General features: G+C 71.3%; 18 protein-coding genes. 14 read left to right on the top strand and 4 right to left on the bottom strand.

What is annotated here, in order from left to right; genetic code table 11:
* Together L1885_RS05925 and L1885_RS05920 are read right to left on the bottom strand one after the other, a co-directional pair.
* Window positions 1-1,229, bottom strand: a 1,229-nt coding sequence (locus L1885_RS05925; RefSeq protein ID WP_235795908.1) for an MFS transporter, incomplete at its 3' end; no start/stop codon positions are given.
* The gene (locus L1885_RS05920) at window positions 1,220-1,723 is read right to left on the bottom strand and encodes a MarR family winged helix-turn-helix transcriptional regulator (protein WP_235795907.1); all 504 of its coding nucleotides are present in this window, start codon (window positions 1,721-1,723) and stop codon (window positions 1,220-1,222) included. The genes L1885_RS05925 and L1885_RS05920, both read right to left, overlap by 10 nt.
* 373 nt (window positions 1,724-2,096) lie before the next feature.
* Here L1885_RS05920 and acnA point away from each other — a divergent pair, with 373 nt between their 5' ends.
* From acnA to L1885_RS05860, 12 genes are all read left to right on the top strand, one after another.
* Entirely contained in the window at window positions 2,097-4,808 is a 2,712-nt protein-coding gene (acnA, locus tag L1885_RS05915) for an aconitate hydratase AcnA (protein ID WP_235795906.1), read from the top strand.
* Window positions 4,809-5,077: 269 nt separating this feature from the next.
* The gene (locus tag L1885_RS05910; RefSeq protein ID WP_235795905.1) at window positions 5,078-6,697 is read left to right on the top strand and encodes an MFS transporter; all 1,620 of its coding nucleotides are present in this window, start codon (window positions 5,078-5,080) and stop codon (window positions 6,695-6,697) included.
* A 116-nt stretch (window positions 6,698-6,813) separates the two neighbouring features.
* Window positions 6,814-7,425 (top strand): TetR/AcrR family transcriptional regulator, encoded by a 612-nt coding sequence (locus L1885_RS05905; RefSeq protein ID WP_235795904.1) that lies wholly within the window; start codon window positions 6,814-6,816, stop codon window positions 7,423-7,425.
* 1,834 nt (window positions 7,426-9,259) lie between these two features.
* A complete protein-coding gene (ngcE, locus tag L1885_RS05900) occupies window positions 9,260-10,714 on the top strand; it encodes an N-acetylglucosamine/diacetylchitobiose ABC transporter substrate-binding protein (protein ID WP_235795903.1) in 1,455 nt (484 codons plus the stop codon).
* Between the two features lie 126 nt (window positions 10,715-10,840).
* Window positions 10,841-11,764, top strand: coding sequence for a carbohydrate ABC transporter permease (locus tag L1885_RS05895; RefSeq protein WP_235795902.1), 924 nt, complete (start codon window positions 10,841-10,843; stop codon window positions 11,762-11,764).
* Window positions 11,764-12,687: a carbohydrate ABC transporter permease gene (locus L1885_RS05890; protein WP_235795901.1), complete on the top strand. Its 924-nt coding sequence runs from the start codon at window positions 11,764-11,766 to the stop codon at window positions 12,685-12,687. The genes L1885_RS05895 and L1885_RS05890 overlap by 1 nt, the downstream gene beginning before the upstream one ends.
* A 225-nt stretch (window positions 12,688-12,912) precedes the next feature.
* Window positions 12,913-14,112, top strand: a complete 1,200-nt coding sequence (locus tag L1885_RS05885; RefSeq protein WP_235795900.1) for an ROK family transcriptional regulator — start codon at window positions 12,913-12,915, stop codon at window positions 14,110-14,112.
* 134 nt (window positions 14,113-14,246) lie between these two features.
* Window positions 14,247-15,356: a sugar ABC transporter substrate-binding protein gene (locus tag L1885_RS05880; RefSeq protein WP_235795909.1), complete on the top strand. Its 1,110-nt coding sequence runs from the start codon at window positions 14,247-14,249 to the stop codon at window positions 15,354-15,356.
* Window positions 15,357-15,578: 222 nt separating this feature from the next.
* The gene (locus L1885_RS05875) at window positions 15,579-16,367 is read left to right on the top strand and encodes an ATP-binding cassette domain-containing protein (protein WP_235795899.1); all 789 of its coding nucleotides are present in this window, start codon (window positions 15,579-15,581) and stop codon (window positions 16,365-16,367) included.
* Window positions 16,364-17,653: a sugar ABC transporter permease gene (locus L1885_RS05870; RefSeq protein WP_235795898.1), complete on the top strand. Its 1,290-nt coding sequence runs from the start codon at window positions 16,364-16,366 to the stop codon at window positions 17,651-17,653. Before L1885_RS05875 ends, L1885_RS05870 begins: the two co-directional genes overlap by 4 nt.
* A 404-nt stretch (window positions 17,654-18,057) precedes the next feature.
* Complete coding sequence (gene dxs / locus L1885_RS05865; RefSeq protein WP_235795897.1) at window positions 18,058-19,971, top strand: 1-deoxy-D-xylulose-5-phosphate synthase; 1,914 nt, start codon at window positions 18,058-18,060, stop codon at window positions 19,969-19,971.
* 298 nt (window positions 19,972-20,269) lie between these two features.
* On the top strand, window positions 20,270-21,829 hold the full coding sequence (locus L1885_RS05860) for an amino acid permease (RefSeq protein ID WP_235795896.1): 1,560 nt from the start codon (window positions 20,270-20,272) through the stop codon (window positions 21,827-21,829).
* 45 nt (window positions 21,830-21,874) lie between these two features.
* On the opposite strand, the gene L1885_RS05855 is transcribed toward L1885_RS05860, so the two are convergent.
* Complete coding sequence (locus L1885_RS05855; protein WP_235795895.1) at window positions 21,875-22,684, bottom strand: RluA family pseudouridine synthase; 810 nt, start codon at window positions 22,682-22,684, stop codon at window positions 21,875-21,877.
* 2 nt (window positions 22,685-22,686) lie between these two features.
* Window positions 22,687-23,067 (bottom strand): PIN domain-containing protein, encoded by a 381-nt coding sequence (locus L1885_RS05850; protein WP_235795894.1) that lies wholly within the window; start codon window positions 23,065-23,067, stop codon window positions 22,687-22,689.
* A gap of 109 nt (window positions 23,068-23,176) precedes the next feature.
* On the opposite strand from L1885_RS05850, the gene L1885_RS05845 reads away from it, so the two are divergent.
* Window positions 23,177-24,364 (top strand): PLL family lectin, encoded by a 1,188-nt coding sequence (locus L1885_RS05845; RefSeq protein ID WP_235795893.1) that lies wholly within the window; start codon window positions 23,177-23,179, stop codon window positions 24,362-24,364.
* A 319-nt stretch (window positions 24,365-24,683) separates the two neighbouring features.
* A partial coding sequence (locus L1885_RS05840) for a multinuclear nonheme iron-dependent oxidase (protein ID WP_235795892.1) occupies window positions 24,684-25,018 on the top strand: 335 nt, incomplete at its 3' end.

Below are 25,018 nucleotides of genomic sequence, written 5' to 3'. Positions count from 1 at the left end.
ACCCGCGGCACGGCCGCGCGCCGCAGGTCCCTCGTGGAGGCGCCGACCGCCGCGACGGCCCCCAGGCACATGAGGCCGCCCGCCACGAGCGCGACCGCTCCCGACGTGGCTCCGGCCACGAGCCCGCCGCGCAAGTTGCCGAGGTCCGGGCCCGCCTGGCCGACGATCTGCTCCGCCGCGCCGACCCGCCCCAGCAGTTCCGCCGGCGTGTGCGTCTGCACAACGGTGCTGCGCGAGACGACCGCGACGGTGTCCGCCGCGCCCGCCACGGCCAGCAGCGCCAGCCCCCACCAGGGGTTCTCGGCCAGGCCGAACAGCGCGAGGGTCGCGCCCCAGGTGGCCGAGCCCGCGAGCATCACGGCGCCGGGCCGGCCGCGCCGCGTGTAGGTCCCGGACAGGAAGGACGCGCTTACCCCGCCCGCCGCCACGGCCGTGGAGAACAGGCCCAGCGTGCGCGGGTCATTGCCGAAGCGCTCCGCGTTGATCAGCGGGAACAGGCTGACCGGCATCGCGAGCACGGTCGCCGCCAGGTCGGTGAGCAGCGCCCCGCGCACGGCGGGCGTACGGGCCACGAAGGCCAGGCCGTCCCCGATCCCGCGCAGGCCGGGCCGCGCGCCCTCGGGAGAGGCGCCCGTCCGGGGCAGGCCGAGCGCGCCGTAGAAGGCGGCCGCGAAGGATGCCGCGTCCACCGCGTAGCAGGCTCCGGCGCCGAGCCAGCCGACGATCAGCCCGCCCGCCGCGGGCCCCGTCAGCAGGGCCGCCTGGAAACCGATCTGGCGCAGCGCCAGCCCGGCCGCCAGCTGGTGCGGCGGCAGCAGGGAAGGGATGAAGGTGCGCGAGGCCGGGCCCGAGCCGGCGACGAAGCAGGACTGCACGGCGACGAGGGCCAGCAGCCCGCCGGGCGGGAGGGGCCCGGCGAAGCCCTGCACGGCGAGCAGTACGGCGCAGACGGCCTGGCCGGCGGTCATGACCAGGTAGAACGTCCGGCGGTCCACCCGGTCCACGAACGCCCCGGCGAACAGCCCGAGGACGACGACGGGCAGGGCCTGCGCGAGGCCCACGGCGCCCGTCCACACGGTGCTGCCGGTCGCCTGCCACACCTGGAACATGACGGCGACGAGCGTCATCTGGCCGCCGATCCCGGACAGGGCCTGCCCGGCCCACAGCCGCCTGAAGCGCGGCGAGGACCGAAGCGGCGAGACGTCCAGCAGCGCGTGCGTCACTCCCACGCCGGGTCCTCGGCCAGCTTCTCCGCGATCCGGTCGTGGAAGCTGCGGCGTTCCAGCGCCCGCTCGATGTCCCCGACGACGCGGCTGAGCGGATAGGGGATCTCGGCCTCCAGCTCTGCGAGCGCCGCCTCGGTTGCCCGCCACTCGGCCGCCAGCCGCCCGACGACCGCGCGGGCGCTGTCGGTCAGCTCCACCTTCTTGCTGCGCGCGTCGTCCCCGGCGACGGTGCGCACCCAGCCGGCGGTGCGCAGCGCGGCCACCTTCTGGCTGAGCGCGGAGTGCGTGCGCCCGACGGACTCGGCCAGCTCGGTGATCGTCATCGGGCCGCGCGCGTGCAGGCGCAACAGCTCCATCACGTAGCTCGGCCGGATCCCCTCGACCCGCGCCTCCGAATAGATACGGGCGATGTCCGCGTCCATGGACGCCTGGAGCAGCCGCAGCGGTCGCCACAGGCTCTCCGTGCTGGGATCCGGCGGGGTGTTCGGCGTGGTCATGCCGTCATCGTAACAGTGCTTATATAAGTGCTGTCGTAAGTGGGGTTGCCGATGCTGTCGTGCATGCGCTGGAGGGTGGCGGGGTGCGACTCGACGGGAAGGCGGGTAGTCGTCCGTGAGGTGCGCGGCCCGTCCCGGCCGGCGGCCTGGCGCGGGTGCGCGGCACGGCTTCCGGGAGCGGGCAGGCGCGATCCGAGCATGACCATCCGGCGGTCATGTACTAGAGTTATCTCGACATCGAGATACTTGTCGAAGACGTACCGCGGCCTGCGACAAGGTAAGGCGACCCTAACTAAGCCTTACCTTAGCGGATCGGTGACGACTCGTGGCGGCAGCATGGCGGTAGTACGCGCACATCAAGAAGGAGACTGTCGTGTCGGCCAACAGCTTCGACGCCCGCAGCACGCTGCGCGTGGGCGACGAGTCGTACGAGATCTTCCGGCTGGACAAGGTCGAGGGCTCCGCGCGCCTCCCTTACAGCCTGAAGGTCCTGCTGGAGAACCTGCTGCGCACCGAGGACGGTGCCAACATCACCGCGGACCACATCCGCGCGATCGGCGGCTGGGACTCCCAGGCGCAGCCGAGCCAGGAGATCCAGTTCACGCCCGCCCGTGTGATCATGCAGGACTTCACCGGTGTGCCGTGTGTCGTCGACCTCGCCACCATGCGCGAGGCCGTCAAGGAGCTGGGCGGCGACCCGGCGAAGATCAACCCGCTGGCCCCCGCCGAACTGGTCATCGACCACTCCGTGATCGCCGACAAGTTCGGCACGCCGGACGCGTTCGCGCAGAACGTCGAGCTGGAGTACGGCCGCAACCGCGAGCGCTACCAGTTCCTGCGCTGGGGCCAGACCGCGTTCGACGAGTTCAAGGTCGTCCCGCCGGGCACCGGCATCGTGCACCAGGTCAACATCGAGCACCTGGCCCGCACGGTCATGGTCCGAAACGGCCAGGCCTACCCCGACACCCTCGTCGGCACCGACTCGCACACCACCATGGTCAACGGCCTGGGCGTGCTGGGCTGGGGCGTCGGCGGCATCGAGGCCGAGGCCGCGATGCTGGGCCAGCCCGTCTCGATGCTCATCCCCCGCGTCGTCGGCTTCAAGCTGACCGGTGAGCTGCCCGCCGGCACCACCGCCACGGACCTGGTCCTCACCATCACCGAGATGCTGCGCAAGCACGGTGTGGTCGGCAAGTTCGTCGAGTTCTACGGCGAGGGCGTCGCCGCGACCACGCTCGCGAACCGCGCCACCATCGGCAACATGTCGCCGGAGTTCGGCTCCACGGCCGCGATCTTCCCGATCGACGCCGAGACCCTCAACTACCTGAAGCTGACCGGCCGCAGCGAGCAGCAGCTCGCGCTGGTCGAGGCGTACGCCAAGGAGCAGGGCCTCTGGCTCGACCCGGCGGCCGAGCCCGACTACTCCGAGAAGCTCGAGCTCGACTTGGCGTCGGTCGTCCCGTCCATCGCCGGCCCGAAGCGCCCGCAGGACCGCATCATCCTCTCCGAGGCCAAGCAGACCTTCGCCCGCGACGTGCGCAACTACGTCAGCGACGACGAGGAGTCCGGCAAGGAGTCCTTCCCCGCCTCGGACGCCCCGGCCGCGCACAACGGCGTCCCGACGAAGCCGACCCTGGTCACCGCCGAGGACGGCTCCACCTACGAGATCGACCACGGCGCCGTGACCGTCGCCGCGATCACCTCCTGCACCAACACGTCCAACCCGACCGTGATGGTGGCCGCCGCGCTGGTGGCGAAGAAGGCCGTGGAGAAGGGCCTGGCCCGCAAGCCCTGGGTCAAGACGACCCTCGCGCCCGGTTCCAAGGTCGTCATGGACTACTACGACCGCGCGGGCCTCACGCCGTACCTCGACAAGATGGGCTTCAACCTCGTCGGCTACGGCTGCACCACCTGCATCGGCAACTCCGGCCCGCTGCCGGAGGAGATCTCCAAGGCCGTCAACGAGGCCGACCTCGCCGTCACCGCGGTGCTCTCCGGCAACCGCAACTTCGAGGGCCGGATCAACCCGGACGTCAAGATGAACTACCTGGCGTCCCCGCCGCTGGTCGTCGCGTACGCCATCGCGGGCTCCATGAAGGTGGACATCACCCGCGACGCGCTCGGCACCGACCAGGACGGCAAGCCCGTGCACCTCGCCGACATCTGGCCGACCGAGGCCGAGGTCAACGAGGTCATCGCGTCCGCCATCGGCCAGGACATGTTCAAGGACTCCTACAAGGACGTCTTCGCGGGCGACGCGCAGTGGACCTCGCTGCCGATCCCGACCGGCGACACCTTCGAGTGGGACGCCGAGTCCACCTACGTGCGCAAGCCCCCCTACTTCGAGGGCATGGCGCAGGAGCCGTCCCCCGTCGAGGACATCACGGGCGCCCGCGTGCTGGCCAAGCTGGGCGACTCGGTCACCACCGACCACATCTCCCCGGCCGGCGCGATCAAGGCCGACACCCCGGCGGGCAAGTACCTGACGGAGCACGGCATCGAGCGCCGCGACTTCAACTCGTACGGCTCGCGCCGCGGCAACCACGAGGTGATGATCCGCGGGACGTTCGCCAACATCCGCCTGCGCAACCAGATCGCGCCGGGCACCGAGGGCGGCTACACCCGCGACTTCACGAAGGAGGACGGCCCCGTCTCCTTCATCTACGACGCCTCCCGCAACTACATCGACCAGGGCACGCCGCTGGTCGTCCTCGCGGGCAAGGAGTACGGCTCCGGATCGTCGCGCGACTGGGCGGCCAAGGGCACGGCGCTGCTCGGCGTGAAGGCCGTCATCGCCGAGTCGTACGAGCGCATCCACCGCTCGAACCTGATCGGCATGGGCGTCCTGCCGCTTCAGTTCCCGGAGGGCGCGACCGCGCAGACCCTCGGCCTCACCGGCGAGGAGACCTTCTCCTTCGCGGGCGTCACGGGCCTGAACGACTCGATCCCGAGCACGATCAAGGTCACGACCGACACGGGCGTCGAGTTCGACGCGGTCCTGCGCATCGACACCCCCGGAGAGGCCGACTACTACCGCAACGGCGGCATCCTGCAGTACGTGCTCCGCAGCCTGCTGCGCAAGTAACGGCCGCGGCGGAAACCCCGCCCCGACCAGGCACGCCCGGCGCCCCCGCACCAGCACAGCCAGCACAGGTGCGGGGGCGCCGTGCGTGCGGCACGGACGCGCGGGCCCGTGCGCCCCGCGTCCGGCCGCGGCCCCGACGGTCCCGACGCTCGCGTCGGCGGCTGCCGGGGGTCCGTGCCACCCCGCTCGGGACCCGGGCCGGACTCCGCCCCGCGGGTGCGTCATCGCCTGTAGACATCGCGCGTAGACATCAGGCATAGACTGTTTGTATGACGAACGTGAACGACTCCGTGAGCGCGCCGCCCGCGCAGGTCCACCGCCTTCTCGTGCCCGGGCTCGTGTTCATGGGGATGGTCGTCGCCGTCGTCAGCAGCCTCGGCGCACCCCTGATACCGACCATCGCGGAGAGCGACCACATATCGGTCAACGACGCGCAGTGGGCGCTGACCGTGACCTTCCTGATGGCCGCCGTGGCCACCCCGCTCACCGGCCGGCTCGGCGACGGGCCGCACCGGCGCCGCGTGATCATCGCCGCGCTCGCCGCCGTCACCGCGGGCGCGGTCCTGGCCGCCCTGCCGCTCGGCTTCCCGTTCCTGCTCGTCGGCCGGGCGATGCAGGGCATCGGACTCGGTCTGACGCCGCTCGGCATCACCGTCGTACGTGACGCCCTGCCGGTGGAGCGGTCCCGGCCGGCGGCCGCCGTGCTGTCCGTCACCACGGTCGCGGGCGTGGGGCTCGGCTACCCGGTCACCGGGCTCGTCGCCCAGTTCGGCGGCCTGCACGCCGCGTTCTGGTTCGGTGCCGTCGTCAGCGCGCTCGGCCTCGCCGTCGCCGCGATCGTCGTGCCCTCCTCGGCGCACCGCCCCCGCCGCCCGGTGGACCTGCCCGGCGGCATTCTGCTCGGCGCCTCGCTCGTCGGGCTGCTCCTCGCCCTCAGCGAGGGGGAGAGCTGGGGCTGGACGTCCCCGCTGCTGCTGGGCGTCGTGGCCGGCTCGCTGCTGGTGCTGGCCGGCTGGGTCCTGCGGGAGCTGCGGGCCGCGCACCCGCTCGTCGACCTCCGGCTGCTGCGCCGTCCCACGGTCCTGACCGCCGACGTCACCGCGCTGCTCGCGGGCGTCGGGATGTACCTGCTCATCTCGCTGGTGACCCGCTTCGTCCAGACGCCGGTCAGCAGCGGATACGGCCTCGGCGCCTCGGTCTTCGTCGCCGGACTCGTCCTGGTGCCGTTCTCCGCGGCGAGCGTCGTCTCCACCCGGATCACGCGCGTCCTCGTGACGCGCATCCCCGTCGGCGCCGCGCTCGCGCTCGGCGCGTTCGTGATGCTGCTGGCGATGCTGGTGTTCAGCTACGCCCGCGGCGCCATGTGGGAGGTGCTCGTCGTGATGGCGCTCGCGGGCCTCGGCGTCGGCGCCATCTTCGCGGTCATGCCCGGCCTCATCGTCGGCTCCGTGCCGCCCCACGAGACGGGCAGCGCCACCAGCTTCAACCAGGTCATCCGCTACATCGGCTACGCCGCGGGCAGTACGCTCAGCGCCGTGGTGCTCGAAACCCACACCGCCCCGGCGCACGCCCTGCCGAGCGACAGCGGCTACACCGACGCGGGCCTCGTCGCGGTCGTGATGTGGATCGCGACCGCTGTCGCCGCGCTCGTGCTGCCCAGGCTGCGCCCCCGTGCCGCCGACGGAACACCCGTCCCCTCGGCCGGGAGCGCCGAGGCGACCCCCGCCGAGCGGCGCGGCCGCCGGACCGCGTCCGACCGGGTGCTCGCGGACGAGGGACTGGCCGACGCAGTCTCCGCCGGGCCGGTGGAGACGTCCGCGGCCACGCCCGGCGGGCGGGCCGCCACCGCCGCCGGGCGCATACCGCCGCACGAGACGACCGAGGACTGACCGCCATGCCCGAACCCCGGAACACCGCCGCGCCCGTGCCCGGCACCGCACCGGCGGCGGCCGGTCCGCTCGGCGAAGGAGACGGGGCCGTGGCGCCCGTTGAAGGAGACGGAGCCGTGGCGTCCGGCAAGGACGCCGGCCCGCGGCCGGCCGGGGCCGCTCCGGCACGCCCCCCGAAGACGGAGGGGACCGGTCACCGCCGCCGGGACGCCGCCGCGAGCCGGGAGCGACTGCTGCGGGCGGCGGGCGAACTGTTCGGCGAGCGCGGCTACGACCGGACCACGGCCCGCGACATCGGCGAACTGGCCGGCGTGGATCCCGCCATGATCGCCCGGTACTTCGGCGGGAAGGCCCAGCTGTTCGTGGCGGTGCTGCGGGCCGAGAGCGACCACGAGACGTTCGCCGACCTCTTCGACGCCGACCGGCTGGCCGGGCTGATCGACCGCTTCGACCGCCAGGGCCCGGGCCCCGTCGCGCAGGTGGCCGTACGCCCCTACACGGACCCGGCGGCCCACGAGGCGGCGGCCCTCGAACTGGAACGACGCATCGTCGGGCCCCTGCGGGACCGCTTCGCGCACGAGGGGGACGAGCTGGCGCACGTGCGGGCCGAACTGCTGACCGCCGCCTTCGTGGGCGTCGTACTGGCCCGCCGTACGGGCACCCTGCGCCATCTCGCGGCGGCCGACCCGGACACCTTGCTGCCGCTGGTCCGCCGCCTGCTGGACTGAGCCTCTGCGCGCACCCGGCCCGCAGGCCGGACGGGCCTCGGTGCCCGACGGGGGGAGGGGCCTGCGTCCGCGCGGTGGGCTCGGGGACAACGGCCCCCGGCGGGCGGCGCCCACGGCTCAGGGCCTCCGGGACCGCGCCGCACCGTGGCGGGAACGCGAGGGACGCCGGTGCGGGCGCCGGTCACGGGGCCGCGCCGTCCTCCAAGTTGCCCCTGGGGACGCGGGCCGGTGCGGTGCCGCCCCCTGGGCTGCCGCTCAGGACCGGGGCCGTGCCGCCCCCGAGCTGCCAGTCGAGGGTCGCGGCCGATGCCGACGCTGCTGCCGGTAAGTCGCCGCGGACTCCGGCGCGTCGGGTGTCCCTCCGGGTGAGGCCGCCTCAGCAGCGCTCGCCGACCGGCCGCGTCCCGGCTCCGCCGTGACGCCCCTCGCCGTCCCGAATGCCGCCGTCCCGCCGGCGTGCCGTGTGCCGGCCCGCCGTCAGGAAGCGCTCCCGCCGCGGCCGCTGACGGTCCACGCCCACACGACACAGGCGATGCCTATCAACGCGAGAACCGCGCACAGCACCGTGTACGCCCCCTGGAGCACCATGGCACGACTTCCTCCTGCACCTCGCAACACGCGGCGGCGGGTGCGCATTCCCCGGCGGACCCGGCGAGAGACCGGGACGCGGGCGGCGCACCCCCGGGAAGGCCTCCCGGTGCCGTGATCCGGGGAACAGCATTGTCCCCCTCCTCCGTGCCCCGTGTCCCCCTCGTCCGGCACTCCACACCTGCGATCCCGGCCAGGCCGGCGCTGTTCACCGGGCGTTCAGCAGATCGAACCCTCCCCGGCGGGCGGTGCCCGCACCTCCGGCCGTCCCGGGCGCGAGAGCGCCGTGCGCCCGGGCGTGCGGCCCCGGTCGCGCCCCGCGGGTGCTCCGCCACGCCCCGATCGCGGTCCCGCCGTACCCGCCGCGGCCTGCGCCGGCGGCGGGCGGCCGCCCGCCGCCGGGAGAGGGGCCCGGGCTGCGGATGAGTGGAGTCCTGGCCGGTGGGAGGCGCTTCGGGGACTGCGGCTCGTGATCGTCCCGGCCGCCTCGACCGCCGGACGGCGGGGCGTCCGGCTTCCCGGGCAGCCCCGTCGGCGGTGCGGTGCGGACCCCGGGGATTGCGCCGCTTTTCCGTTCCTTTGCCCTCTCTCCACGGCCGAAAAGAGAGGGCGGAAAACAATACCGGCGCAGCGCCGGGTCGTGCCCCGATGCGCCCTTCGGTGCGCAGATGCCCCGTTCTCCCCCTTTCTCGCCGTCCGCACCTGCTTTGGTCCCGCTTTGGACACGCTGTGGAAGGGGCGGCTCCCCAGAAGGCGTTCGGCATACCGTCCGACGTCGGTGAGGCCGCTCCAAGGGGGCCGTCGCCGCCCCCCGAAGGGGGCGTTCTGTCAAGGGTGTTGCACGCTGAAAATTCGCCGGAACGGGTAATTCCTCATGTGTTACGCACCGAATCGTTCAGCAATGCGCCCACATTTCCGCGAGGTCTCAAATAGGGAAAGACTGCCGTCCAAGTTTGGTTTCGATCTTGCTCACCCGGCGGGAAGTGGACTATACCTGTCGGCGTCCGCCCCGGAGTTTTTCCTGCGCAGACAGGGCCAGGGGGAGACGACGGGAGGGCTCTGCCCGTATCTGCGAGGCAGGCCGCACCGTTCTCACCGTGATCCGCACGCGTCCACGCACCATCACCCAGCAGTACCCGCAGCACGACCAGCTTCGTATACCCGCGGTGGCGGGGCCTTCGCCTCAGACGAGAAGGACGGCCGGCCGGCACACCGCCTGAGTCCTGGAGAAGGCGAGGACTTGAGCATGGGATCCACCTCCGCTCAGAACAACAACGGGGGCCTCGGCCGCCGAGATGTGATCAAGCGGTCAGCGGCGCTCGGCCTGGTCGGGATACCGGCCGCCGGCTTCCTGTCCGCCTGCGCGAGCGGCGGCGGCGGAAGCGACGACAGCTCTGCGCCGAAGAAGACGAAGACGAGCGCCAAGAACCCGCTCGGCGTGAACGCGACCGCCCCGCTCGACTTCGTGATCTTCGACGGCGGCTTCGGTACCGAGTACGCGAAGGACGCCAACGAGGTCTACAACAAGTCGTACCCCAAGGCGAAGGTCACCCTCACCGCGACGCAGAAGATCCAGTCGCAGCTGCAGCCGCGCTTCAACGGCGGCACCCCGCCGGACCTGATCGACAACTCCGGCGCCGAGCAGATGGACATGGGCGTCCTGGTCGGCCAGAAGCAGCTCGCCGACCTCACCGCCCTCATGGACGCGCCCTCCGTCGACGACCCGAGCAAGAAGGTCCGCGACACCCTGCGCCCGGGCGTCCTGGAGATGGGCCAGTTCGACGGCTCGCCGGTGTGGATCATGTACTACGCCTACACCGTCTACGGCGTGTGGTACTCCCAGACCGCGCTCGACAAGTTCGACGCCGAGTACCCCGAGGACTGGGACGCGATGCTGGCGCTGTGCGCCAAGGCGAAGAAGAAGGGCGTCGCCGGCTGGACGTACGCGGGCAAGTACCCGTACTACATCCCGTTCTCGCTCTACCCGTTCATCGGGAAGATCGGCGGCCGCGAGGTCCTCGACGCGATCGACAACCTGGAGCCCAACGCCTGGAAGGCTCCGGCCGTCAAGGCCGCCTTCGAGGCGTACTACGAGCTGTACAAGAAGGGCTACATCCTCAAGGGCACGCCGGGCCTCGACCACATCCAGTCGCAGACGGCCTGGACGCAGGGCAAGGCGCTGTTCATCCCGAACGGCTCCTGGGTCGAGAACGAGGCGGCGAAGACCACGCCGAAGGACTTCCAGATGAAGGTCTCGGCGCCCTCCAGCCTCGACAGCAACGACAAGCTGCCGTTCGGCACGCTGTGGGCGTCCGGCGGCGAGCCGTACATCGTCCCGGCGAAGGCCAAGAACGCGGCCGGCGGCATGGAGCAGCTGCGCATCATGCTCAGCGAGGCCTCCTCGCGCGACTTCACCCAGAAGGTCAAGTCGCTCAGCTCCTTCAACGGCGGCACCGACGGCCTGACGCTCTCCAGCGCCCTGCAGTCCGGTGTGGACGCGCTGAAGAAGGCCGGGGACAACGTCCTCAACCCCCGCCTGCAGGACTGGTACGTCGAGCTGCAGAAGCAGAAGATCGGCGTCGGCGCGCTCGGCGAGATGATGGCCGGCCGCATGACGCCGGCCGAATGCGTCAAGAAGTGCCAGGAGTTCGCCGACCAGGCGGCCAAGGACTCGTCCATCACGCACTACAAGCACCAGTAGGGGACGGTACGGACGGCCGGGGACCCGCGCGCCGAGGGTCTCCGGCCGTCCGTGTCGGCACTCGCCATGCCGGCCGGGCGGTCACCCAACAGGAGCCGCAGGCCGGAGGATTCGGGGTCGGGAGACATGCAGCACGGCAAGTACCGGTTCATCGTGGGGTTCCTGATCGTCCCCCTGGCGTTGTACGCGATCTTCGTCATCTGGCCGTTCGTCCAGTCGATCTTCTACTCGTTCACCAACTGGAGCGGCCTGAGCCCGAACTTCTCGGTGACGGGGCTCGACAACTACCAGCGGATGATCCACGATTCGACCTTCTGGGCGTCGTTCCGGCACAGTGTGATCTACGTGCTGGTCCTGCCCCTGATCGTCCTCGCGATCGCGCTGTTCCTGGCGTTCATGCTGAACGTCGGCGGCCGGCGCAAGCGGGGGGCGGCGGTCTCCGGCGTCCAGGGCGCCCCGTTCTACAAGATCGTCTACTTCTTCCCGCAGGTGCTCTCGATCGCGATCGTCGCCCTGCTCTTCCAGTTCCTCTACAACCCGGAGAGCGGAGCGCTCAACGCCTTCCTGAGCGCCGTGGGCCTCGACAGCGTCCAGCCGGAGTGGCTCGGCGACCCGAGTCTCGCGCTGTGGTGCGTGATGGCGGTGCTCGTCTGGAGCCAGGTCGGCTTCTTCGTGGTGCTGTTCTCCGCGGGCATGGCGTCGATCCCGAAGGACTTCTACGAGGCCGCGCTGCTCGACGGGGCCTCGCGGGCCACCACGTTCTTCCGCATCACGCTGCCCCTGCTGTGGGACACGGTGCAGTCCGGCTGGGTCTACATGGGGATCCTGTCGCTCGGCGCCGAGTCCTTCGCGGTCACCCAGATCATGACCGCGGGCCCCGGCGGCCCGGCGGATTCCACCAACGTCCTGAGCCTGTACGTCTACCAGAAGGCCTTCCGGGACGGTCAGGCCGGCTACGCGACCACGATCGGCGTCGCCCTGCTCATCGTCACCCTGCTCTTCGCCGGCGGAGTGCTGCGCGTGGGCCGACGCGAACGCCTGGAGTTCTGATGAAGACCACCGACACCCCTCCGCCGCCCGCGGAGACCGTGCCGCCGCGCATGCCCTCGGCCGCGGCGACCCCCACGGCCGCCACCCGCGACAAGAAGACCGGCGGGGTCCTCAACGTCTTCTCGCACGGCATGCTGGTCGTGTGGGCCGTCCTCGTCGTGGCGCCGCTGCTGTGGGCCGTCATGACGTCCTTCAAGGACGACCACGGGATCCTGACCTCGCCGTGGTCGCTCCCGAACCACCTGCACTTCGAGAACTGGTCGCGCGCCTGGAGCCAGGCGCACATGAGCGACTACTTCCTCAACACCGTCATCGTCGTCGCGTGTTCGCTGTTCGGCACGCTGCTGCTCGGATCCATGGCGGCGTACGTGCTGGCGCGCTTCGAGTTCCCCGGCAACCGGTTCATCTACTTCCTGTTCATCGGAGGAATGAGCTTTCCGGTCATCCTCGCGCTGGTGCCGCTGTTCTACGTGTTGCAGAACCTGACGCTGCTCAACACGATCCACGGGCTGATCCTCGTCTACATCGCGTACTCGCTGCCGTTCACGGTGTTCTTCCTGACCTCGTTCTTCAGGACGCTGCCGACGTCGGTGGCGGAGGCGGCGATCATCGACGGGGCCTCCCACACGCGGACGTTCTTCCAGGTCATGCTGCCGATGGCGAAGCCCGGCCTGATCAGCGTGGGCATCTTCAATTTCCTCGGCCAGTGGAACCAGTACCTGCTGCCGACGGTGCTCAACACCAACCCCGACCACAAGGTCCTCTCGCAGGGCCTCGTCGAACTCGCCACGAGCCAGGGGTACAAGGGGGACTACTCGGGCCTGTTCGCCGGGCTGGTGATGGCGATGCTGCCGGTGCTCGCCGCCTACATCATCTTCCAGCGCCAGGTCGTCGCGGGACTCACCGCGGGGGCGTTGAAATAACGTCATCCGATGAAAGCAGGGAAACGCCCTCCGGTTCCGACCGGCGGGCGTTTCCCTGCATTTCGGACATATTCTCCCCAGGTGCATCGCTCAAGGTCTTGACGGGAGGTGGCCCCAAAGGCTGAGGTTAGAGTTCACAAGTTGGAGATACGTCGGGGTCTCAGAGACGCGGCCCCGCCGGGAGGAGGTCGTCGTGCCGCCTTCCAGGGCAGGAGTGGATGAGCCGTGGAGACTCCGGGGTCGCAGTCGTCCCTGCACCGGGCCAACCTCGAACGGGTCGTACGCGCGGTGCGTATGGCCGGTTCGCTCACGCAGGCCGAGATCGCCAGGAGCACGGGACTGTCCGCCGCCACGGTGTCCAACATCGTCCGCGAGCTGAAGGACGGCGGAACGGTCGAGGTCACCCCGACCTCCGCGGGCGGGCGCAGGGCCCGCAGCGTCTCGCTGAGCCCCGAGGCCGGCATCGTGCTCGGCGTCGACTTCGGCCACACGCACCTGCGGGTCGCGGTGGGGAACCTGGCCCACCAGGTGCTCGCGGAGGAGTCCGAGCCGCTGGACGTCGACGCGTCGTACGTGGACGGCTTCGGGCGGGCCGAGGCCCTCGTCGAGCGGCTGATCGTGACCACCGGGATCGACCGCAAGAAGGTCGTCGGGGTCGGGCTCGGCGTGCCGGGCCCGATCGACGTCGAATCCGGGACGCTCGGCTCCACGGCGATACTGCCGGGCTGGACCGGGATCAACCCGAGCGACGAGCTCGCTGCCCGCCTCGGCGTGCCGGTCTACGTGGACAACGACGCCAATCTCGGCGCGCTCGGCGAGATGGTCTGGGGCAGCGGCCGGGGCGTGCGCGACCTGGCGTACATCAAGGTCGCCAGCGGCGTCGGGTCGGGCCTCGTCATCGACGGGCAGATCTACCGGGGCCCCGGCGGCACCGCCGGCGAGATCGGGCACATCACGATCGACGAGGCGGGTCCGGTGTGCCGCTGCGGCAATCGCGGCTGCCTGGAGACGTTCGCCGCGGCGCGCTACGTCCTGCCGCTCCTGCGGCCCAGCCACGGCGGCGACCTGACCATGGAGCGGGTCGTCCAGCTCGCCCGCGAGGGCGATCCGGGCTGCCGCAGGGTCGTGGGGGACGTCGGGCGGCACGTGGGCAGCGGAGTCGCCAATCTCTGCAACCTTCTGAACCCCTCCAGGGTGGTGCTGGGCGGCGATCTGGCGGAGGCTGGGGAACTGGTGCTGGCGCCCATCCGCGAGTCCGTCTCGCGCTACGCCATCCCCAGCGCGGCGCGCCAACTCTCGGTGCTTCCCGGGGCCCTGGGAGGGCGTGCGGAGGTGCTCGGGGCACTCGCCCTCGTACTGAACGAGATGGGCGATTCGACCCTCCTCGAGAGCGCCCTGCCGGCCAGCACTCCCGCCTTCACTTAGATAACGAATGGCACCGTTGTCATCTCGTTAAGGATTTACTCCTTGACGTCGCCCGTTTGGCCGAGTTGACTTCCTGCCACCTCGGCCGCAGCGACGCGGCCTCGTCAGGGAGGTTTTTCGAAGTGAACGCAACGATGCGTCGTGCTGCGATGGCCGGGTCCGCCACCGCCATGGCCGTTCTCCTCGCCGCCTGCGGCAGCGCCAAGCAGTCCGGTGGCAGCAGCGACAACGACTCGAAGAAGAAGTCCGACTCGGACAACATCACGGTCGGCCTGCTCCTGCCGGAGAACAAGACCGCGCGGTACGAGTCGCTGGACCGCCCGCTGATCACCCAGCGGATCTCGGACCTCACCAACGGCAAGGGCAAGGTCGTCTACGAGAACGCGCAGCAGGACGCGACGACCCAGACCCAGCAGATGTCGACGCTGATCACCCGCAAGGTCGACGTGATCATCCTCGACGCGGTGGACTCGAAGTCGATCGCCTCCTCGGTCCAGAAGGCCAAGGACGCCGGCATCCCCGTCGTCGCCTACGACCGCCTCGCGGACGGCCCGATCGGCGCCTACACCTCCTTCGACAACACCGAGGTCGGTCGCGTACAGGCGAACGCCCTGGTCCAGAAGCTTGGCTCGAAGGCCAAGGGTGGCAAGATCGTGATGATGAACGGCGCCATCACGGACCCGAACGCCAAGCAGTTCAAGGACGGCGCCATGCCGATCCTGAAGAAGGCGACCACCATCGCCAAGCAGTACGACACCCAGGACTGGGACCCGAACAACGCCAACAGCAACATGGCGGCGGCGATCCAGGCCGTGGGCGCGAAGAACATCGTCGGCGTCTACTCCGCCAACGACGACATGGGCGGCGCCATCATCCAGGCCATGAAGTCGGCCGGCATGGACCCGAAGGCCATCCCGGTCACCGGCCAGGACGCCACGCTCGCCGGCGTGAAGCGCATCCTCGACGGCACGCAGTTCATGAGCGTCTACAAGTCGGTCCCGCAGGAGGCGTCGATCGCCGGCCAGCTGGCCGTCGCCCTCGCGCAGGGCAAGTCCGTGGACTCCATCGCCTCGGACAAGAGCAACAGCAACACCGCCAAGGACATCCCCACCAAGATCGTCCCGGTGGTCTCGCTGACCAAGTCCAACATCAAGGACACGGTCCTCAAGGACAAGATCTACAAGCTCTCGGACATCTGCACCACGGCCAACGCGGCCGAGTGCAAGGCCGCCGGCCTGGAGTGACCAGGCCGTGAGGGACCCGGGGACCACGTCCCCGCCGTCCCTCGGTGAAAGCCCCTCCGGCGCCCCGCTCGACCAACGCCCCGCAAGCAGCAGCGGCGGGGCGCCGGACGGAACTCCTCACCTCCCTGCCGCCGCACTCCGGCGGTGGGCTTCCGCATGTTCTGCTCGACCTCCGCGCCACACCCCCGGCGCGGCATCCCCGCCGGTCAGGCGGCGAAGGAGATGGTTCACGTGACCGCTACGCCCGTGCTGGCGTTGCGAGGGGTCTTCAAGCGATTCGGTGCCGTCCAGGCGCTCACCGACGTCGACCTGGAGATCCACGCCGGTGAGGTGGTCGCCCTCGTGGGCGACAACGGCGCCGGAAAGTCCACGCTGGTCAAGACGATCGCCGGCGTGCACCCCATCGACGAGGGCGTCATCGAGTGGGAGGGCCGCAAGGTCACCGTCGACCGGCCGCAGGACGCCCAGCACCTGGGCATCGCGACCGTGTACCAGGACCTCGCGCTCGCCGACAACATCGATGTCGTCGGCAACCTGTTCCTCGGCCGGGAGATCCGCCGCTGGGGCGTGCTCAACGAGGTCGAGATGGAGCGCCGCTCGCGCGAGCTGCTCGACTCGCTCTCGATCCGCATCCCGAGCGTGCGCATCCCGATCGCCTCGCTCTCCGGCGGTCAGCGCCAGGTCGTGGCGATCGCCCGCTCGATGCTCGGCGAGCCCAAGCTCGTGATCCTCGACGAGCCCACCGCGGCTCTCGGCGTGGAGCAGACCGCCCAGGTGCTCGACCTCGTCGAGCGGCTGCGCTCGCGAGGCCTCGCGGTCCTGCTCATCAGCCACAACATGGCGGACGTCAAGGCTGTCGCCGACCGGGTCGCCGTGCTGCGCCTCGGTGGCAACAACGGTGTCTTCGACGTCAGGACCACCTCGCAGGAAGAAATCATCGCCGCCATCACCGGCGCCACGGACAACGCCGTGACCCGGCGCGCGTCCCGTACCGCGGAGGTTCAGAAGTGAGCATCGACAAGACCTCCGCGCCACGGCACCGCGCCGTGGACGCCCCGGAGGCCGCCGAGGGCGCCGTCGCGGCGGTCGACCCCCGGCTGCTCGTCCAGGAGCAGGGCTTCGGCGGATACGTGACCGAGTTCAAGCGCAAGATCAAGGCCGGTGAACTGGGCTCCATCCCGGTCATCGTCGGTCTGATCGTGATCGCCGTGATCTTCACGAGCCTGAACTCGAGCTTCCTCGGTGCGGGCAACATCACCGACATCCTCGTGCAGATGAGCGGTACCGGGCTGATAGCCACCGGCATCGTCTTCGTGCTGCTGCTCGGCGAGATCGACCTGTCCGTCGGTTCCGTCAGCGGTCTGTCGAGCGCCATCTTCGCGGTGCTCGCCATCACGCACGGCATGAACGAAGTCCTGGCGCTGATCCTCGCCCTGGTCTCCGGCGCGGTCGCCGGTGCCATCCACGGCTTCTTCTTCGCACGCATCGGCGTTCCGGCCTTCGCCGTGACGCTGGCCGGCCTGCTCTTCTGGAGCGGCCTGATGCTGCAGGTGCTCGGCCCGTCGGGCACCATCAACATCCCGAACGACAACGTCGTCTACAAGCTGGAGAACTACTTCTTCAGCGACGTGGCGGCCGCCTACATCCTGGCTCTCGTCGCCGTGGTGGTCTACTTCTGGGCCTCGTTCTCGGGCAACCGCAAGCGGCAGCGCGCCGGGGTGCCGTTCCGCCCGGTGGCCGACACCATCATGCGTACGGTCCTGGTGGCCGTCGCCGCCTTCGGCGTCGCGGTCATCTTCAACCAGTACAAGGGCCTCCCGCTGGCCGTCGTGATCTTCGTGGGCCTCCTCGTGATCACGGACTTCGTGCTCCGCAGGACCACCTACGGCCGGAAGATCTTCGCGCTCGGCGGCAGCGTCGAGGCGTCCCGCCGTGCCGGTATCAACGTCACCTGGATCCGGATCTCGGTCTTCATGATCTCCGGTGGCTTCGCGTCGCTCGGCGGCCTCTTCCTGGCCTCCCAGATCGCCGCGGCCAACCAGGGCGCCGGCGCCGGCAACCTGCTGATGAACTCCATCGCCGCGGCCGTCATCGGCGGCACCAGCCTCTTCGGTGGCCGGGGCCGCACGTGGAACGCCCTGCTCGGTGTCCTCGTGATCATCTCGATCCAGGTGGGCCTCGGCATCCAGGGCGTCGCGGCGCCGATCGTGTCCATGGTCACCGGTGCGGTTCTGCTGGCCACCGTGGTCATCGACGCCATCACCCGCAAGACGCAGCGGAGCGCGGGTCGCGCCTGACCGCGGTCCCGCAGCCTGTGCCCGGCACCCCGGTGGTGCCGGGCACAGGCGCGTCCGGGCCCGGTGCGCGAGCCCCCGCGGGGACCCGTGCGGCCCGGGCGGGCGCCACCGGGCTCACCGGCACCCTCTCGTACGCTTCTCGATCACACGTTCGGTCCGCCCCCGTTCGGATGCTCCCGTCGTCCCCGTGCGGCGGCCGCCGGCTCCGTCTCCCGGCCGCGGGAGCTGCGCCTTCCGGGGACTGTGGGCAACTGCACAGGATCCGTCAGGTCGCAAGGGGATTCGCGCGTTCTCATTCGTTGGTGTGACACGCAAAGGTGCCGCCCGGCGAACACCGTCCCGGGCGGAACATTAGAATCAGCGGATCGGCAGAGCTCGACCGGCTCAATCGCAAGGAGGCACGGGTGCCGTTGCTGACCCAAATCAAGGGACCGCGGGATCTGGACCGACTCGACCCCGAGCAGCTCAGGCAGCTCGCGGGCGAGATCAGGACGTTCCTCGTCGACGCGGTCTCCAAGACCGGCGGCCACCTCGGGCCCAACCTGGGCGTCGTGGAACTGACCATCGCGCTCCACCGGGTGTACGACTCGCCGAACGACCGGATCCTCTTCGACACCGGCCACCAGTCGTACGTGCACAAGCTCCTCACGGGCCGCCAGGACTTCTCGAAGCTCAAGGGCAAGGGCGGCCTGTCGGGCTACCCCTCGCGCGCCGAGTCCGAGCACGACGTGATCGAGAACTCGCACGCCTCCACGGTCCTCGGCTGGGCCGACGGGCTCGCCAAGGCCAACCGCGTCCTGAAGAAGGACAACAGCGTGGTCGCCGTCATCGGCGACGGCGCGCTGACCGGCGGCATGGCCTGGGAGGCCCTCAACAACATCGCCGCCGCGAAGGACCGCCCCCTCGTCATCGTCGTCAACGACAACGAGTGGTCCTACGCGCGCACCACCGGCGGCCTCGCCAACCACCTCGCCACCCTGCGCATCTCCGACGGCTACGAGCGCTTCCTCGCCCGCGGCAAGGACCTGCTGGAGCGCACCCCGGTCGTCGGCAGGCCGCTGTACGAGACGCTGCACGGCGCCAAGAAGGGCCTGAAGGACTTCGTCGCGCCCCAGGGCATGTTCGAGGACCTCGGCCTGAAGTACATGGGCCCCATCGACGGCCACGACGTGGAGGCACTCGAGTCCGCGCTGCTGCGCGCGAAGCGCTTCGGCGGGCCGGTCATCGTCCACTGCATCACGGAGAAGGGCCGCGGCTACACCCCCGCGGAGCAGGACCCGACGGACCGCTTCCACGGCATCGGCCCGATCCACCCCGACACCGGCCTGCCGATCTCGGCGGGCGGCGCGGACTGGACGTCGGTCTTCGGCGAGGAGATGGTCAAGCTCGGCCGGGAGCGGGACGACATCGTCGCGATCACCGCCTCGATGCTGCACCCGACGGGCCTGACCAAGTTCGCGGAGGAGTTCCCCGGGCGGGTGTACGACGTCGGGATCGCCGAGCAGCACGGCGCGGTCTCCGCCGCCGGCCTTGCCACGGCGGGGCTTCATCCCGTTTTCGCCGTGTATGCGACGTTCCTGAACCGCGCCTTCGACCAGGTGCTGATGGATGTCGCGCTGCACCGCTGCGGCGTCACGTTCGCACTCGACCGGGCCGGCATCACGGGCACCGACGGCCCCTCGCACAACGGCATGTGGGACATGTCGATGCTCCAGGTCGTGCCCGGGATCCGGATCGCCGCCCCGCGCGACGCCGACCAGGTCCGTGCCCAGCTGCGCGAGGCCGTCCAGGTCGAGGACGCGCCGACGGTGGTGCGCTACTCGAAGGGCGCGGTCGGGCCCGCGGTCGCGGCCGTCGGCCGGATCGGCGGCATGGACGTGCTGCGCCGGCCCGCCACGAACGATCCCGCGGACGTCCTGCTGGTCTCGGTGGGCGCGCTGGCCCCGATGTGCCTGGAGATCGCCGACCTCCTGGACAAACAGGGCATTTCGAGCACGGTCGTGGACCCGCGCTGGGTCAAGCCCGTCGACGAGGAGATGGTCCCCCTCGCCGAACGCCACCGGGTCGTGGTCACCGTCGAGGACAACATCCGCACCGGCGGCGTCGGCGCCTCGATCGCGCAGGCGCTGCGGGACTCCGGCGTCGACATGCCCCTGCGGGACTTCGGCATCCCCGAGCGCTTCCTGCCGCACGCCACCCGCAAGGAGATCATGGCCGAGATCGGGCTGACCGCGCCCGACATCGCCCGCCAGGTCACCGGGCTGGTCGCCCGTCTGGACGGCAAGCTCGTGGACGCCGGAGAGGTCGCCCGCGACTGACCCGCCTCCGCCTCGCACCGGGCGCGCGCCGCCGGCTCCCCGCCGGTGGCGCGCGCCCGCGCGTGCGGGGCCCGGACGCCCGCGGATGCGCGGGTACCGGCCCCGCCGGCGCCGTACCGGCCCGGCCCCGAGCAGGGCCCCGGGGCGGGGCCTCCGGACGGCGCAGGGCTCCGGGCCGGCGGGCTCCCGTACGGGTGGTCCGCCCGGTCCGAACGTGTGAATTTCCTTCTTCCTATTAGGCGGGGCTCCGACCCCTCTCGATCATTGCCGGGATGGAGGCGCACACGGAAGGACCTATGTGAGTACTCAAGGTGAAACACCCCGGACACGGAATGCTCTGTTCCGTACAAAATCGGTCGAGCGGTCCGTCCGGGACACCGAGGAGCCCGAGCACCGGCTCAAGAAGTCCCTTTCCGCGCTGGACCTCACCGTCTTCGGCGTCGGGGTCATCGTCGGCACCGGGATCTTCGTCCTGACGGGCCAGGTCGCCAAGGAGAACGCGGGGCCCGCGACGGCCCTCGCCTTCGTCGTCTCCGGCATCGTCTGCGCCCTGGCCGCCCTCTGCTACGCCGAGTTCGCCTCGACCGTGCCCGTCGCAGGATCCGCGTACACCTTCTCGTACGCCTCCCTCGGCGAACTGCCCGCGTGGATCATCGGCTGGGACCTCGTCCTCGAACTCGCCCTGGGCGCCGCCGTGGTGGCCGTCGGCTGGTCCGGCTACATCCAGTCCTTCCTCAGCAACGCCGGCTGGAACCTGCCGACCGCGCTGACCGGCATGCACAACGGGCACTTCGGCTTCGACGTGCTCGCCTGCCTCATCATCCTCGTGCTCACCGGCATCCTCGTCGTCGGGATGAGGCTGTCGTCCCTCGTCACCAACGTCATCGTCGCCGTGAAGATCGTGGTCGTCCTGCTCGTCATCATCGTGGGCGCCTTCCTGATCACCGGCTCGAACTACTCGCCGTTCATCCCGCCCAGCACGCACCCCTCCGGCATCAGCGGCTTCGACGCGCCCCTCATCCAGCTGATGGCCGGCTTCACGCCCGGGAACTTCGGCGTGTTCGGCATCTTCAGCGCCGCCGCGATCGTCTTCTTCGCGTTCATCGGCTTCGACATCGTCGCCACCGCGGCGGAGGAGACGCTGCGGCCGCAGCGCGACGTCCCGCGCGGCATCCTCGCCTCGCTGTTCATCTGCACCCTGCTCTACGTGGCCGTGTCCATCGTCGTCACCGGCATGCAGAAGTACACCCACCTGTCCGTGGACGCGCCCCTGTCCGACGCGTTCAAGGCCACGGGGCACCCCTTCTGGTCCGGCGTCATCAGCTTCGGCGCGGCCGTCGGCCTCACCTCGGTGTGCATGATCCTGCTGCTGGGCCAGAGCCGCGTGTTCTTCGCGATGAGCCGCGACGGCCTGCTGCCGAAAGCTTTCTCCCAGGTGCACCCCCGGTTCGGCACGCCCCACCGCACGACGCTCCTGCTCGGCGTCGTCGTGGCGGCCGTCGCCGGGTTCACGTCCATCTCCGAACTCGCGAACCTGGTCAACATCGGCACGCTCGCCGCGTTCGTGGTGGTCGCCATCGGCGTGATCATCCTGCGCCGCACCCGCCCCGACCTGCCGCGGGCCTTCCGCACCCCGCTCGTCCCCTGGGTGCCGATCGCCTCGGTCGCCGCCTCGCTGTGGCTGATGCTCAACCTGACCGCGGAGACCTGGCTGCGGTTCGCGATCTGGATGGCCGCGGGCTTCGTGATCTACTTCCTGTACGGGATCCGCCACAGCCGGGAGGCCGGCCGCCCGGTGCCCGCCCAGCAGGGGCCGCACGGGCCGGACGGTCCGGACGGGACCGCGCCGGGGGCCTGAGCGGCCCGCGCGCCGAGCGGGCGCGCCCGCCCGCGGCCCGCCGGGTCAGGGCACCCGCACGTCCGCCAGCAGCTTCAGGGCGTCCTGCGCGGCGAGTTCGCCGGACAGCGGCGCGAAGAAGTCCGCCGACGGGGCCGCCTCCAGGGCGACCCGTTCGCCGCCCAGCCAGTCCGCGTCGAACCCCAGCCGCCACGAGTGCAGGAAGGTCCGCGTGCCCTCCCGCGCCGCCGCCTTGTCGAACAGCGGGTCCCCGAGGACCGGATGACCGATCCACGCGAGGTGCACGCGGATCTGGTGCCGCCGCCCCGTCACCGGCCGGACCACCAGCAGCGAGTGCCGCGTCCCCTCGAACACGCGGCGGAAGACGGTCGTCGACGGGTACCTGCGGGTGTCGAGGAGGTCCTCGTCGGCCACCCACCACCGGCCGGGGCCGCCGGCACCGCCCCCGGCCCGCTCCCGCTGCGAGCGGATGGCCTCGCGCTGCGCGGCGATCCGGATCCGCCCCTTGCGCCCCGCGCTCAACGGCAGTTCGACCGTGCCCTCCTCGGGCAGTCCGGTCGTCTCCGTCACCACCAGGTAGGCCTTGTCGACGGTGCGCTTGTTGAACTGCCGCGTCAGGCCCCCGTGCCGGGACAGCTCCTTCGCGAACAGGATGACGCCCGACGTGGCCTTGTCGATCCGGTGCACCGGGTACAGCTGCTCGCCGGAGGCCTGGGCGAGTTCCACGATGTCCGTGTCGTGCCGCTCACCCATCACGGAGATCCCGGACGGCTTGTCGAGAGCGAGGATCGCCGCGTCCTCGGAGAGGAGCGAAGAACTCCGCAGATCGTGCCAGTTCCAGTCGGTCGTGCCCATGTTCAGTAGCGTACGCTGCGCGGACCCACCCGTTCCGCGCCGTGCTCCGCCACCCGCCGCAGCAGCTCCCGGTCCGCCGTCGCGACGAGGCAGGGCCGGTCCTCGGCCCGGGCCCGCTCCGCCAGCAGCACGATCAGGTCGTCGCCGCTGCCGGTCGCCGACTCCACCCGTACCCCCGGCACCGGCTCCAGCCCCCGGGCGGCCCCCTCCACCACCAGGACCACGTCCAGCGGCCCGGGGCGGCCCGGCAGCACGCACTCCCGTGCGGCGGCCGCGGCCAGCGCGTCACGCAGGCGCTCCGCGGCGCCGCGCCGGTCGCGCCACCACCCGTCGGGGACGGAACCGACCACGTTCGCACCGTCGACAATCAGCAAGGTCAGCACCCCGGCAGCCTTGCACAGCCCGCGCGGGGACCCCCGGGTAGGATCGGCTGGTTCGTAGCACCCGCACGACGGGTCGGCGGGAAGCACGGGAAGGTGGTGGCGGCGAGCCATGGCGCTGCGGTCCGTACGGATGTCGAAGAAGGCGGACGACCGCGGCCGGGGCCCGGCCGCCGCGGAGCCCGCCCCCCACCCGAAGGGCCGCGGGACCCCGGCCCGCCCCGGAGCCGTCCCGAGCCCGGTGAGCGGCAGCTGGCTGGTGCGCGGCAAGGACGGGCGCCTCACGGCCTACGCGGGCACCGACGACGCGGCCGTGCGCTGGACGGAACCCGCGGTCGGCGCCGCGCAGTGGGCCGGCCCGGACCGCCTCCCGCTGCCCTCGCAGGGCACCGTGCTGAGCATGGCCGCCACCCGGACGGCCGAGGGGTACGTCCACCTCGTGGCCATCCGCTCACGTCCCGCGCCCGAGGCCGGCAAGACCCTCGTCGACGTGCTGCACGCGATCCAGTACCAGACCGGCAGGCCCCTGCGCGACTGGCAGACCATCGGCAGCCCCTACAAGGACCACACCAAGGCCGCCAGGATGGGCCGGCCGTCGCTGCTCGCGGACACCGTCTCGAGCGTGCACGTCTACGTGCAGAACGCCGAGGGGCGCGTCTCCTACCGCCAGCAGAACCCGAAGGGCCGCTTCGAGCCCTGGGCACGCGCCAGTGTGGAAGGCACCCCCGTCACGGGCCAGGTGTACGCGGTGCCGCGCGACGACGGCGTCATCGAGGTGCTCGGCCCGGCCGCCGGCCGCGTTCTCTACTGGCGGCGCGCCAAGAACGACGCGGACTTCACCCGCGTCGAGGACCAGGAGCCCTCGGCGACGGTGGCGCCCGGCACGCTGTCCTCCGAGACGACCGCCCCCGGCCGCCTCACGTACTACTGGCGCGACGGCGCCACGACCCGCGTCCACGCCTGGCGCCCCGGCTCCGGCCCGGTCGACCTCGACGGCCCCGGCACCGGCCCGCTCTCCGTGCTGCGCACCCCCGTCGACGGCGTCGACTGCACGATCCTCGCGGGCCGGGGCCAGGACGGCCGCCCCGTCCTCGCCGCGTACCCGACGGAGGACGAGGAGGCCGGCCTGACCTGGGTCTCCTCCGGCGAGCCGTGCCGCGGAGTACCGGCCCTCGCCCTGGACGGGGAGGGACGGGTGGCACTCGCCGCGATCGGCGAGGACGGCCGACTGCGCATCACCCGCCAGAAGCCCGAGCAGGGACTCGCGCTGGAGGCGTGGACGACCGTGAGCCGCGGCTGAGGCGGGAACGGGCCCCGCGGACGTGAACGGCGAACGCCCCCGGCCGTGAGCCGGTGGGGCGCCGGGCACGGCGACGCGGGCGGGGCCGCCGATCGTCGCCGGACGGCCGTCGCGCGCCCGCACATCGCCCCGGGGACCCGCGCACCGGGCGGGAAAGCTCAGATTCGGCTCTGAGCGCGGGACCCGTACGTTTGCCGGGCCGTCCCGGGGTGATGTCCTACGGGGAGTGTTCCGCGCCTCGGTAGGGGTGCGGAGCCCGACCGGGCGGGTGCGGCCGTGGGGACGGCCCGCCGCGACGCGGACGCATCGGGGGACAGCGATGGCGAAGGACACGACGGACGGGGCACGGCCGGCCGGCGGGACGGGAACCGGTCACCGCACGGGGGCGCGGGGGGCGGGCCCGGAGGAGGCGCCCCGCGAGGCACAGCGCGGGGCGGCCGCGGGCGCCGCGGCCACGCTGCCGCACCACCTCGGCGTCGGGATCGGGTGGCGGCCCGAGATCGCCGACGTGATCGACGAACTGCCCGGCATCGACTGGGTCGAGGCCGTCGCGGAGAACCTCTGCGCCCACCCCGGCCATCTGCCGGGGCCGCTGCGGCGGTTGATGGACCGCGGCGTGACCGTCGTGCCGCACGGCGTCGGCCTGGGCCTCGG

Source organism: Streptomyces fuscigenes (assembly GCF_021556455.1).
Lineage (GTDB): Bacteria > Actinomycetota > Actinomycetes > Streptomycetales > Streptomycetaceae > Streptomyces > Streptomyces fuscigenes.
This window is presented reverse-complemented; position numbering and strand designations above follow the sequence as displayed.